Below are 15,686 nucleotides of genomic sequence, written 5' to 3'. Positions count from 1 at the left end.
CGGACAGACAACGCTGGGTCTGGAAATCCCTGTGGTGCAAGGCCGTCCGCTGGCAGTGACCACGACGAAAAATCTCTCTCAGTAGGGATGGCCGGCAGGCGAATAACACCGCCGCTCAACACTTCCCACTTCTCTGTCGGACACCCCTGCTACCGTCACTACTACGCTCACAGCGAGCGCGTACTGGGGAGGGCGATATGGTGCAAATATTCGCGGTCCTGATAGTCGTCGCGCTGATCCTGGTGGCCGTCTCTTGGGTAGCCGCGAACTGGATACCGATCGCAGCGGTCATCGCCGTCGGGCTCGGGACGTGGGGCCTGGCGTTGCTGATCCGGCACATACGCATGATGCGGTACTTCGCGAGCGACGAGTTTCTAGCCCACAAGACCGCGATCGCCTCGTTCGTCGCTGAGCACAACGAGCTCGCCCGGTATGTCGATGAGATACGCGGTCGAGGCACGTTCGCGCTCGGCTGGTCGGTCAGTGGAGCGCAGGCACATCTAGCGGCTTTCCAGAACACCAGCCGTCACAAGTACCGGCGCGACCGCAACATCGCCAGCTATCAGACGCCGTTCGTGCACAACTGCTCATTGCAGGTTGTCCGCAATGCGAGCACCGACCCCATCAAGTACGTCATGAAGTATTTCAACATCAAAGCCACCGAGACCGATCTGGCGAACGTCGAGGACCTGGGCGACGGCATCGTTCGCCTCGAAGATGCCATCACCAACCTCTGGCAGCGCGAGGCCAGCATCACCCAGTCGTTCAACCCGCCCAAGTTCATCGTGAAGCACTACGCAGACGAGTTCATGAAGCATGTCGGGGTCGTGTTATCGCCGATCATGGTGCCATACCCGGTGTACATGTTCGAGTACGTCAGCGCCGGCGGGAACAGCTCGCAGCGCACGACTGTCACGCTCGATCGAGAGACGATCGACGCGATGATCTGGACGATGTCGGAGAAGATCAAGTTCCGTAAGAGCGTGGCAGGTCAGCGGGCGCTGATGACCTCGCAACTGCGGACGATGATCAAGGAACGTGACAACTACACCTGCAGATACTGCTCTATCTCGCTCGTAGCTGAACCTCACCTACTGCTCGAGGTTGACCACATAGTGCCGGTGTCGAGGGGCGGGCTGACCGCGCCCGACAACCTTCAGACCTTGTGCTGGCGGTGCAACCGCACCAAGTCGAACAAGATCATTGCCGGTTGATCGTTGACCGACACAGAAATCAGGGCGGAGTTAGCATCCAAGTCGCGAGGCGACGGGAGTAGCTGCTTCCCCTTCGAGTCAACACCGAAGGCCGTTCACCAGGTTGATACGCGCCGATCACATCGGCGCTGTCGGTGCGGTTCGGCACAATAGTTCCCGTGTATGCCAACCAGCCGACTGTTCAGCCATTCGCCCATCTGAGCGCTCCGAATGCCGAGTTCTATCGGGATGTGCTGGTCGCCTTCGTGCGGGCGCGGGATCGGTTCATCGTGCACATGCGTCCGGAGGATGTGGCAGCTGAGCTGGGGCGTTCGGGCGCGCCAGAGACAGTGGCGGCAGCGTTGGAGCAGCTGGTCGTCTGGGGCAATCTGCGATCGGATCCGGATACCGGCCGGGTTACGACGGTGGCTGACTTTCATCGGGCCCGATACCTTTACCAGTTGACTGTCGCAGGACAGGCGGCCGAGGAGGCGCTTGCCGTCTACGACGCGGCTCTGGGCCGTCGCGGTGCGCTGCAGTCGGTGGCGCTGGAGGACATCGCGAATCAGTTGCGCGCGTTGGTCACGCTGGCCCACGTCGAGGTGGCCGCTGTCGACCCGGCCAAGGTGCATCTGCTGCTGCTCGGTATGGTGGAGCGGTTTTCGGGGCTGGCAGACAATGCCCAGGCCTTCATGGCGTCGCTGCGCCGGGTGATCGACTTCTCAGACGGTGACGTCGAGGCGTTCGTGGCCTACAAGCAGCGGTTGATCGACTACATCAACCGGTTCATCGCCGACCTCGCCAACCGGGGCGCGGAAATCGCGGCGCTGCTGGAGGGCCTGGGCGTCGATGAGGTGGAGCGTCTGCTCCGACTGGTGGTGGAACGCGAGGCCCGCGATGCGATGCCGGAACTTCCCGACACAGCGGACCAGGGCTGGGCGGTCTACGAAGCGGCAGTCTTCGACGCACTGACCATGTGGCACAACCGGTGGCGCGGCCTGCGCGAATGGTTCGTCTCGACCGACCCGCGCCACCCGTCCCAGGCCCGGCTGCTGCGTTCGGCAGCGGTCACCGCCATCACCCAACTGATCGACACGGTGGCCACGCTGAACGAGCGGCGATCCGGTCGCTCCGACCGGTCCGCCGATTTCCGGGCGCTGGCCCGGTGGTTTGCCGAGGCGCCCGACGACGCTGCGGCGCACCGGCTGTGGCGTGCCGCCTTCGGTCTGACTCCCGCCCGGCATCTGACCGTGACGGCGGAGACGGTGCAACGGTGGGAGCAGATGGTGCCGCCGCCCAGCACCCCGTGGGCCGATGCGCCGGGCGTGGAGATCAGCCCACAGCTGCGTCGCACCGGCACCTATGAGCGGCGCGGCCAACCGGCCCGGGTCGCAGACCGCGCCGAAGCCCGCCGAATGCTCGAGGAGCATGCCACTCGCGAACAGCGTGAGGTCGCTGCCGCCCGCGCCCAGCTCTCCACCGGCGGCGCGGTCCTGCTGTCGCAAGTCGATGTCCTGGACACTCGTGTGTTCCGATTGTTCCTCGGACTTCTGGGCGATGCGCTGTCGGCGCGGCGGCCCGGCGCCGCCGAGGTGGAGACAACGACCAGTGACGGCACACTGCTGATCCGGCTGACCACGGTTGCCGACGCGCCGGTTGTCGAGATTCCCACCGAGGATGGGGTGCTACACGGGCCGGAACACGTCATCGAGATAATCGATCTCGTGGGCGCCGCGCTGGTGGGGGCGCCCGCATGATGGATCCGCAGGAGGAGGCCGCGCAGCGCCGCCGGGCGATGCGCGCACTACTGACCAAACCGCTGCTGACAGTTCGTGCGGACGAGGACGCGCTACGGCTGGTCCGGCGGCACGCCACGCACCTGCGGGACTGGTTCGGCACCGAGACAGGCTGGCGGCTGATGGTGGACGCCGAGTCGGCGCGGCTGTTCAAGGTCTCCGCCGCCACCGACGACGCGACTCACCCGGCGCAGGAGGGAAAGGGCAAGGCACCATTCGGCCGTCGCCGTTATGTGCTGCTGTGCTTGGCGCTCGCCGTGCTCGAGCGTGCCGATGCTCAGATCACCCTGGGCCGCCTGGCAGAGGGTGTGCTGGTAGCCGCCGGTGAACCGGAATTGGCCGCGGCCGGGGTGGAGTTCACGCTCGGCCGCCGCGATGAGCGGGCCGACCTGGTGGCCGTGGTGCGACTACTGCTGGCATGGGGTGCGCTGGAACGGGTTGCCGGCGAGGAGGACTCCTATCTCAGCGACACTGGTGACGTGCTGTACGACGTCCGCCGCCGGGTGCTGGCAGCGCTGCTCACCACGGGGCGTGGCCCGTCGACCATCGCGGAGATCGGGTTCGAGGAGCGGCTGGCGGCGCTATCGGCCGAGTCGGTGCCAGACACGGAAGATTTGCGGCGCCGCACGCTTCGCCATCAGCTGACCCGGCGGCTGCTGGACGATCCGGTCCTCTATTACGACGAGCTGAGCGCGGACGAGCGCGCCTATCTGATCAACCAGCGCGTCGCCATCACCCGCCGTATCGAGGAGGCAACCGGACTGGTGGCCGAGATGCGCGCGGAGGGCATTGCGATGGTCGATCCGGACGACGACCTGACCGACGTGCGCATGCCGGAGCAACGCACCGACGGCCACGTCACACTTCTGATAGCGGAGTATCTGTCCGGGCGGGTCGGCGAGCCGGTATCGATCGACGCCCTGCGTGCCTACGTGCGTACTCTCGCGCGTGAGCACACCTCGTACTGGCGTCGTGGCGTCACCGAGCCCGGCGCGGATGCCGAGCTGCTCGAGACCGCACTGACGAAGCTCAGGGCGCTACGGCTGGTCGTGGATTCGGCGCCGGACACCGTGCACGCCCTGCCTGCGATCGCCCGATATTCCGTGCGGGAAGCGGTGATCCGGGACGGCGCCGAGCCGCGAACCCGCCGCACGACACGAAAGGCACTACCACGATGAGTCACCTTCCCACGCCGGCCCGGCAGCGCTGGCAGCCGTTGCGGGCCGGGCTCGTGGACCTGTTCTACTACGACGTCGAGGAGTTCCACTTCCACGACGGCCGACTGCTGCTGCGTGGCAACAACGGCACCGGCAAATCGAAGGTGCTGGCGCTGACACTGCCGTTCCTGCTCGATGGTGAGCTGGCCGCGCATCGAGTGGAACCCGACGGTGACCGCAACAAGCGGATGGAATGGAATCTGCTGCTGGGCGGCAAACATCCGCACACCGAGCGGCTCGGCTATTCCTGGCTGGAGTTCGGCCGACTGACTTCCGAGGGCACGCCCGAATACCGGACCATCGGCTGCGGGCTCAAGGCAGTCGCCGGGCGTGGTATCGCCCGGCACTGGTTCTTCGTGACCGAACAGCGCGTCGGTCATCGGGGCGCTGCAGGAGAGTTATCCCTGGTCGGTCCGACGAAGGTGGCGCTGACCCGGGAGAAGCTCAAGGACGCACTCGGCGGTATCGGGGTGTATGACACGGCCTCCGACTATCGCCGCGCCGTCGACGAGGCGCTGTTCGGGCTGGGGCAGCACCGCTACGAGGCCCTGGTCAATCTGCTGATTCAATTGCGGCAGCCGCAGTTGTCGAAGAAGCCGGACGAGAAGCTGCTGTCGCGGGCGCTCACCGAGGCGCTGCCGCCACTGGATCCAGTGCTGATCACTACGGTAGCCGAGGCTTTCCGCGGCCTCGACGAGGAACGCGAGGCGCTGCGCGGCTTGGCCGAGGCGCAGTCGGCGGGCGAGGCGTTCCTCAGCCATTACCGTAGGTACGCGCGGATCGCGGCGAAGCGGCGCGCCGAACCGCCCCGCAAGGCGCACAGTCGCTACGAAAAGCTTAATAGCGAACTGGCCGAGGCGCAGTCGGCGTTTGCGCGGGCCGAGGCCGCCGTGGACGCGGCGGTGGCGGAGCGGAAGGCGGCCGGGCAGCGCCGGGTCACCCTGACCGCGCGGCGCGATGCGTTGCACGACAGCCCAGAAATGCGTGACGCCAAGGCATTGAACCAGGCGAAGTTGGACGCCGAGAGGGTCGGCGCACTGGCGACCGACCGGGAACGAGATCTCGCTGACGCCGTAGATACGCTGCGGCGCAGGGAAAATCAGCTCGAGGCCGCGAACAAGACAGCAGCCATCGATGCCGCCTCTTACACCCGTGCCACCGACGGTGCGGCGCAGGCCGCGGCGACGGCCGGCGTGGCTGCAGGGCACACCGAGATGCTGGAGACGCTGGCAACGGACTCCGAGCCCTACGCTGCGGCACAACGGGCCGCCAACCAGCTTGTCGATGCCACCCACACCGCGTTGGGCACGCTGACGAATCTGCTGGACACCGCGCAAACCGCGGACGGGGCCGCGCAACGTGCGCGCGACGAGGTGGATCGGATCACGGGCGAGCTGCAGCAGGCCGTCGAACGGATCCTCGAGGCGGAGCGGGACGTCACGGCCGCAGGCGCCGCCCTGGCGACCGAGTTCACCGAATACCTGCGTGGCGCAAAGTATGTGCGATTCGCGGACCCCGACACGGTGCAGGCGGCTCTCGAGGCCTGGGTCGATACTCTCGACGGTCCGAACCCGGCCGCCGCCGCGGTGGCCGAGGCGGCACGATCGGCCACTGCGGCGGTCGCCCGCGAACAGCAGGGAGTGGAGGCCGCCACCGAGATCGCCGCGGCCGAGCGCGATGTACTCGTCGAGGAAATCGTGCGACTGGAGCAGGGTGGCCACGACGCGCCGACCGCCCCACCCACCCGGGACGATATGGCGCGCGGCACCCGGCCCGGTGCACCGCTGTGGAAGGTCGTCGATTTCACCGCCGCGGTATCCGAGGAGCAGCGGGCGGGTGTAGAGGCCGCGCTGCAGGCCGCGGGCATTCTCGACGCGTGGCTGGATCCGGACGGCACCCTGCGCGACGGCGCCACCGACGACGTCCTGATCGTCCCGGAGGGCCCCGCCCCGGACGGCGGGCTCACCACGGTGCTGACTCCCGCGATCGATCGCGCCGACCCGCAGGCCGCGGCGCTGGGCGAGACCGCAGTCGCTTCGGCACTCGGCGCCATCGGCTATGGACATGGCAGCGCCGCCACCTGGGTGGACGCCGACGGCAGCTTCCGGATCGGGGTGCTGCGGGGTTCCTGGCACAAGTCCGCCGCAGCGTATATCGGAGAAGGCGCGCGGGAGACCGCGCGGCGCGCCCGGCTGGAGCGACTGAATGACGAACTCCGAGAGGTCAGGGCCCGGCTGGACACACTGGCCGCCACCGCCGTCGAACTGGTCGACCGCCAGGACGCGATCCTCGCAGAACAACAGCGTCTTCCGGCAGATACCGCGCTGCGGGATGCGCACGGCCGGGTGGCCGCGGAGCACCGGGCCCGGCAACTGCTGGACAGCAAGCACGCCGAGGCGGCCGGCGAATTCTCACGCCGTGAGACACATGCTCGCGAGGCATTGTCCGCGGCAACGCAATTCGCGCAGGACGTGCACCTCCCGGCGGATCATCTTGCGCTGGCGGATATCCGGTCCGCGCTCGGTGATTATCGTGTCGCGCTGGCGGGACTATGGCCCGCGGCCCGCGCGAATACGCGAGCACGGGACGCGGTGCTCGAGGCTGAACACGAGCGCGAACTGGCCACCGACCGACGCGACGAGGCTGCAGAGGCCGCCGGGGAGGCCCGCGCGGAGGCCGACACCGCGGTCGAACGGCACCGCACGCTCGTCGAGACCGCCGGCACCGCCGTCGAGGAGCTGTTCCGCGAGCTGGCAGCGGTCGAGGCCGAGATCACCGCCAGCGAGCAGGCCACCAACGATGCGCTGGCCGCCGAGCAGAATGCAGTCGACGACCGCGGGCATGCCCGAGGGCAGCGCGAAACGCTGTCCGCTCAACTCGATGAGGTGACCGCCGACCGGGAGCGGACGATTGCCGAGCTCCGTGCATTCGCTGCCACCGGCCTGCTCACCACCGCGCTCCCCGACCTGATTGTCCCGGACGTGGCCGCGGACTGGGCCCCGACCCCGGCGGTGACACTGGCCCGCGCCATCGATGCCGAACTCGCCGACCTCGATGCGAGTGAACGTCCGTGGGAACTGGTGCAGCAGAGGGTTTCCGCCGAGCACAAGCTGCTCACCGACACCCTGTCCCGGCACGGTCATTCGGTAGGTCTTACCGTTCGTGACGGCATCATCGTGGTGGACGTGCGGTTCCAGGGCCGTGAGCAGGACGTGCCGGGCCTGGTGGGCGCATTGACCGCCGAAACCGAGCACCGCGTCACGCTGCTGTCCGCCAAGGAACGCGAGATCCTGGAAAACCATTTGGTCAACGAGGTGGCCGGGCTGCTGCAGGAACTGATCTCCGGCGCCGAGGACCAGGTGCGGTCCATCAATGCCGACCTGGAGGCGCGACCCACCTCGACCGGTATGCGGCTGCGCCTGCAGTGGCGCACGGTGCGCGGGGCGCCGGACGGGCTCGAGCGGGTACGCGAGCGGCTGCTGCGGCAGACCGCCGATGCATGGAGTACCGCAGACCGTGCGCTGGTCGGCGCGTTCCTGCAGGAGCAGATCAACCGCGAGCATACCGACGACACCACCGGCGGCGGCTGGACCGAACAGCTCACCCGGGCACTGGATTACCGATCCTGGCACGAATTCGGCATCCAGCGATATCAGGACGGCCAGTGGCGGCCGGCGGCCGGACCGGCGTCCGGTGGCGAACGGGCACTGGTCACCTCGGTACCCCTGTTCGCCGCCGCCTCCTCGTTTTACAGTTCCGCGGGGAACCCGCAGGCGCCGCGACTGGTCGCGCTCGACGAGGCATTCGCGGGTGTGGACGACGATTCCCGAGCCAAATGCCTGGGCCTGCTCGCCGCCTTCGACCTCGATGTCGTGATGACCAGTGAACGCGAATGGGGTTGCTACCCACAGGTTCCGGGTCTAGCCATCGCGCAGCTGTCGCGCCGGGACGGGATCGACGCAGTACTGGTCACGCCGTGGCGCTGGGACGGCCGGGAGCGCATCGCGGTGACGCGACCGGTGTCGCAGCTGCCGGTAGCCGCCGCATCCGCCGAGCCCGAGAGTGGGCTGTTCTGAGCGACATCGAGAATTCCACCAATGCCGCGGGAGGCGATCCCGAACGGATACGGCGACTGCTCGGCGGCGAAGAGTTGGTGTGGCTGGTGGATCGGGTGCGGCGCAGGCTGGAACGAGGAGAGCCAGTCGCGGGTAACACCACATTGGCCGGGGCAAGCCTCGAACAACGCCGCGCGGTCGAGCGGCTGCTCGGTCGGCGCGGGCGGACCGGTGGATCGCTGACGGTATCGCTGGACGAGGTAGACGCGGTGCTGCGGCGCAGCGGCGCGGCACCGGAGGGACTGTCTGGCGCGGTGCGGGAGCTGGTCGGTGAGATTGTGGATCGGTCTGAGCGGGTAGCGGCGCAGGCCCGGCAGTGGGTGCTGGCCCAGGCTTCGCTCGATGAACTCACTGAGCGCCGACCTGAACTCCGGGCATGGCGCGGATGGTTGGACAGTACCGGGTTGCTGCGCCGTTGTGCCGCCGATGTGGTTGCGGCGGAGGAACTCTGCGACGGCTTGGCTCGGGTGGTCGATCGGCTGCCCGCCGCGGACATCGCGCTCGGCAGGCTCGCCGCCGACACCACCGGGGACGCGCATGCGCTCGATGATGGTCGGCCGCTCGCTACCCTGGCCCTGTCGGCTGCCCGGGCATTGGCCGGGGCGGCGCCGACGGGGTCGGGATCAGCATTGGAAAAGCGAGTCGCTTGGGCTGCGGTAGGCGTGCACCGTGACGAACTGTCCTCGACGGTACTGGTCTTGGGTCTGCCCGGCGGATCGGACTCGACCATGGGCCGGATCCTGACGCTGGCGCGCGCCGCGGGCGAGCCCGTGGTGCTCACGCTGCGGCAGCTCACCCGCATCGAACCGGAGGCTCTCGGTATCCGGTCGACGCTGTTTCGGATCTGCGAGAACCCGATCGTGGTGGCATCCGCCGCCGACGCGGTGGGATCGGACTGCCCGCCGCTGATATGCCTGTCCGGACAGCCCTCCACCGCTGCCCGGCACCTACTGGGGATGCTCTCCGGCGCCGGTGCGGATTTCGTCTACCACGGTGACTTCGACTGGGGCGGCCTCCGCATCGCCAACGCACTCGCCCAGCACATCGCATGGCAGCCTTGGAGATTCGCCACCGCCGACTACCTGAGTGCGTTATCGCGGGCCACCAGAGGCACACTGTCCGGGCGCCCGACGGCCGCGGCCTGGGACACCGACCTGGCTCCGGCCCTGCACCGGCACGGCGTTCGCGTCGAGGAAGAACTCGTACTCGACGAGCTGATCGAGGATCTGACACCCGGCGGAACACGGGCACGCCGTCTGGACCGCGTGCATCGGAATGATGACCGTACCGCCGACGACACCGAGGCCTGGCAGTCCCAGCACTGATGCGAGCGGGGCTTCTCAGACTCGGCAATGTGCTTCGGTGAGGTCGAAGCACGAAAGCACAGCCTGGACACCTCCTCCCGAACGATGTTGCAGCGCCGACTGGCTGCCCGTCAGGTCCTTTCGGCAATGATGTCCTCGAGCATCATGCGGGACCGTTCCGACAGCGGCTCGCCGGGAAAGTAGTCGGAGACCAACTCGAGAACTTTGTCGACAGTCCGGAGTTCGAGATGATCCAGGAGAATCCGGATATCGTCTGCATCGCGGACTGCACGCGCGGCCCTTACCTTCATTGCCAACAGGTGCTGCGCTGGGGTGGCGATGACCCTCAGATTGGGGTGGTCGAAGACGGCCCGCCCTTTACCCGCTTTCGATGACACGTACGAGCTGGCCTGGTTGTTGAGCCACGAGTCGGGCAATCTCAACTCTCGCGCAACCTCGCGGACCGATTCGAGCACGGGTCCGTCCGGGGAGAACAACGCGTCGACGTCTCGCGTCGAGCGCCGCGAGTCGTAGGCCATGACCATCGCCGCACCACCGAAGATGAAGACTTCACCGATGACATGTCGTCGACGAAGTTTTTCCGCGAGCAGAGCAAATGCTTGTTCCAGGGCAGGGCGATCGAGCAGGGGTTCGGTCACGACGGCCCCTCGCTGGCGCTCGGCACCGCCGCGACCGCGGGTGCTGTGCTGAGGGTTCCCTCGCTACGCTCAGTCACGCCGCCTCCAGATCGTGGCTATCGAGCATCACCCCGCGGCTGCGGAACGAGGCAGGGGAATGCAACAACGCCTGTGCCTTGGCCGACGGCAGTTCGCTGACCCACCAGAACCGGTCGAGGCACCGACCATCGCTCAATACCCAATCGGGCACTTCGAAACCGGCATGCAGAGCCAGATGTTCAGCTGTGGCCGCGAGTAACGCATCGTAACGCGGATCCCCGACGGGGGCGGGTTCAGCTGCGATCAGCAGCGGTAACTCGGCTCCAGCTTCGTCGGCTCCACGCAGAAACTCGAAGAAGAGCCTGAGTCGATGCGCGTCGTCGACAGCGGCCGCGATCAGCGGTGCGAGATCTGCGAGCCGCAACAGGTCCGCTCGACGCTCGGTCCCGAGACTCAACTGGAACCCCGCCGCTCGCAACAAGCGGTCCAACACCGCGATCGTCGGCTGGCGGCGGCCCGATTCGTATGCCGCCACGGCGGACTGGCTCGTATTGGCCAATCCGGCGAGCTGGCTCTGCGTCAGGCCGGCATTCCGGCGAGCCGCGACCAACAGAGTCGCTGGCGTCGAGGACACGAACGAACTACTCACCTAGGTAGCATATCAAGTTGTAGATAATCCTGCGCCGAACGAACAGCAGGTAACCAGCATCACAAGCGGCAGCGGCCGGTCATCTGGGACGCTCGACCCCCATGTGCAACGTGTCACATTACTGAGGGCACCCCCAGATACGGGTTAGAGATCAAACATACTCAACCACTCCATTGCAGCATTCGCGCCACATGCGAGGGGAGATCTCAGAGAGTTCGAACACGTGGAACCCGGCATGTATGCCGGGTTCCACGTGCTCAAGTGGGTGGGCTGTTTGCATAACTCCCGGACCTGGAGAGCGGTTGCCCTCAAGAAGGGCGCTTGCCCATGCATCGGGCCACCATTGCCCACGGATCGATCGCGTTCAGTGCTCGGTGGAGATGAGCCGGTCGACTTCCTGGCTGAGGTGGGTGAGGGAGTCGAAGAACTTGTATCGGCCGTGAACGAGCTGGTAGGCAATGATCTCGTCCTTGTCGAGCGCCGAGATCGGCAAGCTCACCGAGGTAGCGGCGCAGGTCTCGTTTGCCGGGCGCGTCATGCCAGCCGTTGTTGCCAGCGAAGTCGATCCGTTCCAGGATCTTCTGGTGTGACTCGGCCGCTGGATGCTGTGGATGGTGGCGTCCACCAGGTTGATCGCGCCGATCTCGTCGGCCCACCGACGGCAAGAGAACGAGAGGTCCTCCACGATCGCGATCGGGTGCTCCTGGGTGTACTTGGTGGCGAGCGTGAGTTCTTTCAAGGCCGGGGCATATACCAGCGCTGGATGGCCGTAGCCGATTCTGGCCCTGTTCTCGTTACGTGGACTGAGGAAGGATGGTGCGGCGCGCCGCGAACCGCTTCAACGGCTCGGAATAGCCGACAATGCGAACTTCTGGGACGATTACGACAGCGGTAGCTGCGGCTCCGGCATGCTCCAGATAGGCCGCAGCCAGTTCGACACCCCGATCGAACCCGGTCTCGGGGCTGTACGAAATGTAGGCGGCACGAGGAAGATCGATCATGCACGATCAATACCTCTAAGCGCCGCCTCCTGTTACAGGTGGCAGCCCATCAATGTGGCGGTTGCCGCCTATCGGCTGCTGGAATAGCTCAGGCCTCGCACATGCGGGTCGCTACTGGCCTGGCTTGCGAGCCGCCACTGGGGCGGGTCGCTGGGGAAGCTTGCGGCCGAGGATCTTCTCAGCCTTGCGGCGGCGTTCCTCGACCTGCTCAGGCGACAGCTCCACCTCGACGGCGCGTAACGTTTCCTGAGTCAACGCACTCATTGCTCGCCTTCCGCCACGATTGCCTGGATACGCCACATGCTACGCGCCGGGTCCCTGGCGACACCAACGACGAAGTAGCTGCGCGCGTCGATGAGCAGCACCTCACGCTCATCGGGAATCTCGGCGAGCTCGCCCAGACGAAGAGCGGGAGTGCCGGCGGGGACGAGCAGGTCCAGGATTACCGGGTCGGTGTGCCGTGTTGATCGGGGTGGCACAGCAGAACCGCTGGCCGACAGGAAGCCTCGATGCGTGAACTCCCGGTAGACCAGCGCACGCGCCGACTCCTCGTCGACGATGCCGAAGGTCCGAGCCTCAGCTTCACGAGTCACGCGAACCATCATCGGCACCGGGTACTTCCGCAGGCCCGATCTGATCGTATCGATGCGTCGCGCAAGGGCGGGCGTCATCGGGATCACGCCCCACAGGGCCTGATTAACCTGCTCGAACCCGTTGAACGCATACGCCTGGATGGCGTCGCGTTCACTGAGAGTGAGCAGACCGAGACCCTGGCCAACGAGCGCCACCTCAGCCACAGGAACCTCATCGAAGCCATAGTCCTCACCGGTCACACCCTCGATTCTGTCGCACCGCCCAACCACCCCCAGCAGCGAACCGACTGACCACTCAGCCCGTCACCGGCCAGCACGCATGGCCGAATTCCCGCCCGGCCCTGGACGATCCGGCATCGGCGCGATATGTCGGTGGGCTCGGCTAGTTTGTGCACTCAGGCCGCCGATCGAGACGGCCGTTTCGGAGTGGAAGGTGGGTAGGGATAGACATGGATCTGGTGAACATGGTCGCGAACGCGGTGGCAACCGGCGCAGCCGCTGGAATGACGGAGACCGCCAAGAGCGCTGTGACCGATGCGTACGCGGCGCTGAAAGCCCGGATCGTCAACCATTACAGCAAGGCGGCCATCGACCTGGCTGCGGTGGAATCCGAACCGGACGAGCCGCTGCGCCGTCAGCTATTGGCAAAACAGCTCGACAAGGCCGGTGCCGGTGCCGACGACGAGCTGCGCGAAGCAGCCCAAGAGCTGCTGCGTCAAATCGCCGAGTACGCACCACAAGCCGCCACGACGGTCGGCGTCCAGCTCACCCATGTGGCAGCGGGCGGCGACATCGAAATCGCCGACATCGCGGTACGAGGCGGCAGCGGCGTGATCGCCACTGACGTCACCGCGGATGGGTCGTTCAGGGTCTCAGGCGTCCGGGCGGGCACCCAGGAGCCGCCCCACCCTTCTCCGGCGCGGCGGTAGACGGAGCGGTCGCCGCGCCTTTCGGCTCCACCTCCACCTCGGCCGCCAGCGTAACCGCCAGTCAGTTCTCAGCTGGCCGCGATGTCATCATCAGCGGCGCGTCCTCCGCAACAGGCGATTCCGCCAGGGTCCGCGCCGTCACCTCCTCCGTAACCACGGTTCCTCTCGGGAAGGACCTGTGGGCTGTGCAAGTCAACAACGGCAGTGATGGTCTGATCACCGCCCTCGAGGTGGACGTGTTTGCCGTGGACAGCGGCGGGAACCGCACCGGCAGGCCATGCGTGCCCGCTAAAGGGAAGGTGGATTTCTCCGACATCATCGAGGAAGTCATGCGTCAGCACATGCGTGCTGGCGACCAGGTGCTCACCAGTGAGATGCAGTCGCGGCAGGCCATGATGGCAGCCTTGCTCGGATCGCGCGGACGAGTGTACCGGAGCCCGTTCGGAGCGCCCGGCGTCCAGAACGTGTTGGAGAGCAGGCTTACTCCGATCGTGGCACCCCTCACGCGCAATATCATCCAGGCGTTCATGATCGACAACTTCCCCACGGTGATGCCCCACGACGACAAGGCCACTGTCGTGTTTCACGCCCCCGGGGCCGTTGACGTCCACGCGGATCTCCGCTTCGAGGACGAGGACGGCACCAGGTGGGTCCGACGATACGGCCGGTCACCACGACCTGCGGAGTAGGTCGATGTACCTCCCCGAAGTACTGGTCAAGCCATTGCCGTTTTTTCGCGCGAGTCCGGAACCCTCAAGCTTGCCGCCCCCGGTCGGCTATCCGCGAGCGAGGGTGAACTTTGGGCATCCGGTCTTCGGATGGCCTTGTGACGCAAGGCTTCGAGGTGAATGCGGCTGTCGGACCACGCGGCTACGATTAAAACGTCGGTGGAGCGAACCTCTCGCCACCGACAGGAAAACGCCGAGGCCCGTCCGGAGCGTGGACTCCAGGGGCCTCGGGTTCGTCTTGGTAGGACAGCCTGATGCTACGACAGGTGGTTCGGATCGGGGCGTTGTTCCCGGACGAATCACACTGACCTGCGGTCCATTCTCCGTTTGCGGTCCAGCGGTCTGCCCACCCTTGGGCACATCGTCGGCACCCGACACGAGAAATGAGATCAACATGGCAGTATTCCGGATCAACGAGGGTTACAACACCGAGCAGAAGGTGACAGCAACCGACTTCACCGAGGTCGATTCGCTCGTGATCTTCCACGACTCGTACGGCAACAAGGTGTTCGCCATTCCCACCGACAAGCTCTCCACCATCGAGCGGCTGGAGGACGAAAAGGCTGTCGCATCCTAACGGACAGGGGATCTGACGGTCGCCAGGTCCCTCGCCTTGACGAGAAGGCCAGCCATCGCGCTGGCCTTCTCGGAGGGGAATTGGTTACCGATCTACCGCGAGTAGCGCTACCGCAGCGGCCTCCTCGTCCGCGCTCGGCACGCTGTACCGGCGGGGTCCTCGAGGCGGGCATGGCCGAGTAGCTCGGCGACCAGAACGAGATCGACTTTTCTGTCACGGATCAGATCGGCGGCGAATCCGTGCCGATCGACGTGGTATTCCGCGGAGACACAGGCGGTTTCGGCGATGCCGTCCAGGATCTTCGTTGCACCGCGGGATAAGAGTCGTTGCCCGCGGGCGTTGAGCAGCAGGGCGTCGGTGTCCGCAGTGCCGGGCAAGTCGGGGCGTTCGTCGTAGACCCACCGGGTCAGGCTCTCGCGCAGCAGCGGGTGGCCCGGGATCTCGCGCCACTTCCCGCCTTTCGCGCGCCGGACCGTGATCAGGCGCTTGCGTGAGGACAACCCGACGTCGCCGATGTTCAGCGCCACCCGTCGCCGACGCGCAGGCCCGCGTACCGGCCGAGGTACGCGAGGACATGATCGCGGATCGGCCGCCGCTGCACCTCGCGGATCCAGCGCAGCTACGCGGCCTCGCTCAGCGCCTTCGGGGGCGGTCCACGGCAGATCCAGTCGAGCTGCCCGCGGTTCGTCGAGCCCAGAGCGGATGTAGAAGTCGGGCACGGCCGCTGGCGCGGAGCATATTGCGAACCCCCGACAGGTTGACGTTGGCGCGTACACGACAATCCTCACAGATCCCGGCCTGCGGAAACCTACTACAGCCGAGGGTATCTCTTGAACCATCGTATCCGGACAGCTCAATGCCAGCGCCAGTTTGATCAAGCTGCAGATCCGAACATTAGGTCTGAGTG

The 15,686-nt window shown here is 66.3% G+C and carries 14 protein-coding genes; 8 read left to right on the top strand and 6 right to left on the bottom strand.

All coding sequences use genetic code 11. The annotated features are described in order from the left end of the window. Positions 1-197 precede the first annotated feature (197 nt). The 5 genes from JZ791_RS00570 to JZ791_RS00550 all read left to right on the top strand — a co-directional run bounded on the left by JZ791_RS00570 (position 198) and on the right by JZ791_RS00550 (position 9,646). On the top strand, positions 198-1,214 hold the full coding sequence (locus tag JZ791_RS00570; RefSeq protein WP_216892076.1) for an HNH endonuclease: 1,017 nt from the start codon (positions 198-200) through the stop codon (positions 1,212-1,214). Between the two features lie 158 nt (positions 1,215-1,372). Beyond that, a complete protein-coding gene (locus JZ791_RS00565; RefSeq protein ID WP_216892075.1) occupies positions 1,373-2,950 on the top strand; it encodes a TIGR02677 family protein in 1,578 nt (525 codons plus the stop codon). Further along, complete coding sequence (locus tag JZ791_RS00560) at positions 2,947-4,167, top strand: TIGR02678 family protein (protein ID WP_216892074.1); 1,221 nt, start codon at positions 2,947-2,949, stop codon at positions 4,165-4,167. The genes JZ791_RS00565 and JZ791_RS00560 overlap by 4 nt, the downstream gene beginning before the upstream one ends. Continuing rightward, positions 4,164-8,282: a TIGR02680 family protein gene (locus JZ791_RS00555; protein WP_216892073.1), complete on the top strand. Its 4,119-nt coding sequence runs from the start codon at positions 4,164-4,166 to the stop codon at positions 8,280-8,282. The genes JZ791_RS00560 and JZ791_RS00555 overlap by 4 nt, the downstream gene beginning before the upstream one ends. Next, complete coding sequence (locus tag JZ791_RS00550; protein WP_216892072.1) at positions 8,183-9,646, top strand: TIGR02679 family protein; 1,464 nt, start codon at positions 8,183-8,185, stop codon at positions 9,644-9,646. Before JZ791_RS00555 ends, JZ791_RS00550 begins: the two co-directional genes overlap by 100 nt. A 110-nt stretch (positions 9,647-9,756) precedes the next feature. Here JZ791_RS00550 and JZ791_RS00545 read toward each other — a convergent pair whose 3' ends face one another. From JZ791_RS00545 to JZ791_RS00525, 5 genes are all read right to left on the bottom strand, one after another. After that, entirely contained in the window at positions 9,757-10,284 is a 528-nt protein-coding gene (locus JZ791_RS00545) for a DUF6036 family nucleotidyltransferase (RefSeq protein WP_216892071.1), read from the bottom strand. Positions 10,285-10,357: 73 nt separating this feature from the next. After that, positions 10,358-10,936, bottom strand: a complete 579-nt coding sequence (locus tag JZ791_RS00540) for a helix-turn-helix domain-containing protein (protein ID WP_308162690.1) — start codon at positions 10,934-10,936, stop codon at positions 10,358-10,360. Between the two features lie 379 nt (positions 10,937-11,315). Further along, positions 11,316-11,690 (bottom strand): hypothetical protein, encoded by a 375-nt coding sequence (locus JZ791_RS00535; protein ID WP_216892069.1) that lies wholly within the window; start codon positions 11,688-11,690, stop codon positions 11,316-11,318. 55 nt (positions 11,691-11,745) lie between these two features. Further along, positions 11,746-11,952, bottom strand: coding sequence for a hypothetical protein (locus JZ791_RS00530; RefSeq protein WP_216892068.1), 207 nt, complete (start codon positions 11,950-11,952; stop codon positions 11,746-11,748). Positions 11,953-12,212: 260 nt separating this feature from the next. Further along, a complete protein-coding gene (locus JZ791_RS00525; protein WP_216892067.1) occupies positions 12,213-12,785 on the bottom strand; it encodes an ADP-ribosyltransferase in 573 nt (190 codons plus the stop codon). 209 nt (positions 12,786-12,994) lie between these two features. Here JZ791_RS00525 and JZ791_RS00520 point away from each other — a divergent pair, with 209 nt between their 5' ends. The 3 genes from JZ791_RS00520 (at position 12,995) to JZ791_RS00510 (ending at position 14,779) form a co-directional block, all read left to right on the top strand. After that, positions 12,995-13,474: a Het-E N-terminal domain-containing protein gene (locus JZ791_RS00520; protein WP_216892066.1), complete on the top strand. Its 480-nt coding sequence runs from the start codon at positions 12,995-12,997 to the stop codon at positions 13,472-13,474. A 185-nt stretch (positions 13,475-13,659) separates the two neighbouring features. After that, positions 13,660-14,163, top strand: coding sequence for a hypothetical protein (locus JZ791_RS00515; RefSeq protein ID WP_216892065.1), 504 nt, complete (start codon positions 13,660-13,662; stop codon positions 14,161-14,163). A gap of 433 nt (positions 14,164-14,596) precedes the next feature. After that, a complete protein-coding gene (locus JZ791_RS00510; protein ID WP_216892064.1) occupies positions 14,597-14,779 on the top strand; it encodes a hypothetical protein in 183 nt (60 codons plus the stop codon). Between the two features lie 107 nt (positions 14,780-14,886). Here the strand turns inward: JZ791_RS00510 and JZ791_RS00505 are convergent, their stop codons facing one another. Next, positions 14,887-15,306, bottom strand: a complete 420-nt coding sequence (locus JZ791_RS00505) for a tyrosine-type recombinase/integrase (protein ID WP_216892063.1) — start codon at positions 15,304-15,306, stop codon at positions 14,887-14,889. Between the last annotated feature and the right edge of the window lie 380 nt (positions 15,307-15,686).

Origin of the sequence: Nocardia alni (assembly GCF_019038435.1) — a bacterium.
Lineage (GTDB): Bacteria > Actinomycetota > Actinomycetes > Mycobacteriales > Mycobacteriaceae > Nocardia > Nocardia alni.
The sequence above is the reverse complement of the archived record's forward strand: the minus strand, read 5'-3'. Positions and strand labels throughout refer to the sequence as shown.

What these genes read in the sequence shown, in the direction of transcription:
- JZ791_RS00570 (WP_216892076.1), top strand. Translation starts at nt 198, where the DNA reads ATGGTGCAAATATTCGCGGTCCTGATAGTCGTCGCGCTGATCCTGGTG.
- JZ791_RS00560 (WP_216892074.1), top strand. Translation starts at nt 2,947, where the DNA reads ATGATGGATCCGCAGGAGGAGGCCGCGCAGCGCCGCCGGGCGATGCGC.
- JZ791_RS00555 (WP_216892073.1), top strand. Translation starts at nt 4,164, where the DNA reads ATGAGTCACCTTCCCACGCCGGCCCGGCAGCGCTGGCAGCCGTTGCGG.
- JZ791_RS00530 (WP_216892068.1), bottom strand. Translation starts at nt 11,952, where the DNA reads ATGATCGATCTTCCTCGTGCCGCCTACATTTCGTACAGCCCCGAGACC.
- JZ791_RS00520 (WP_216892066.1), top strand. Translation starts at nt 12,995, where the DNA reads ATGGATCTGGTGAACATGGTCGCGAACGCGGTGGCAACCGGCGCAGCC.
- JZ791_RS00510 (WP_216892064.1), top strand. Translation starts at nt 14,597, where the DNA reads ATGGCAGTATTCCGGATCAACGAGGGTTACAACACCGAGCAGAAGGTG.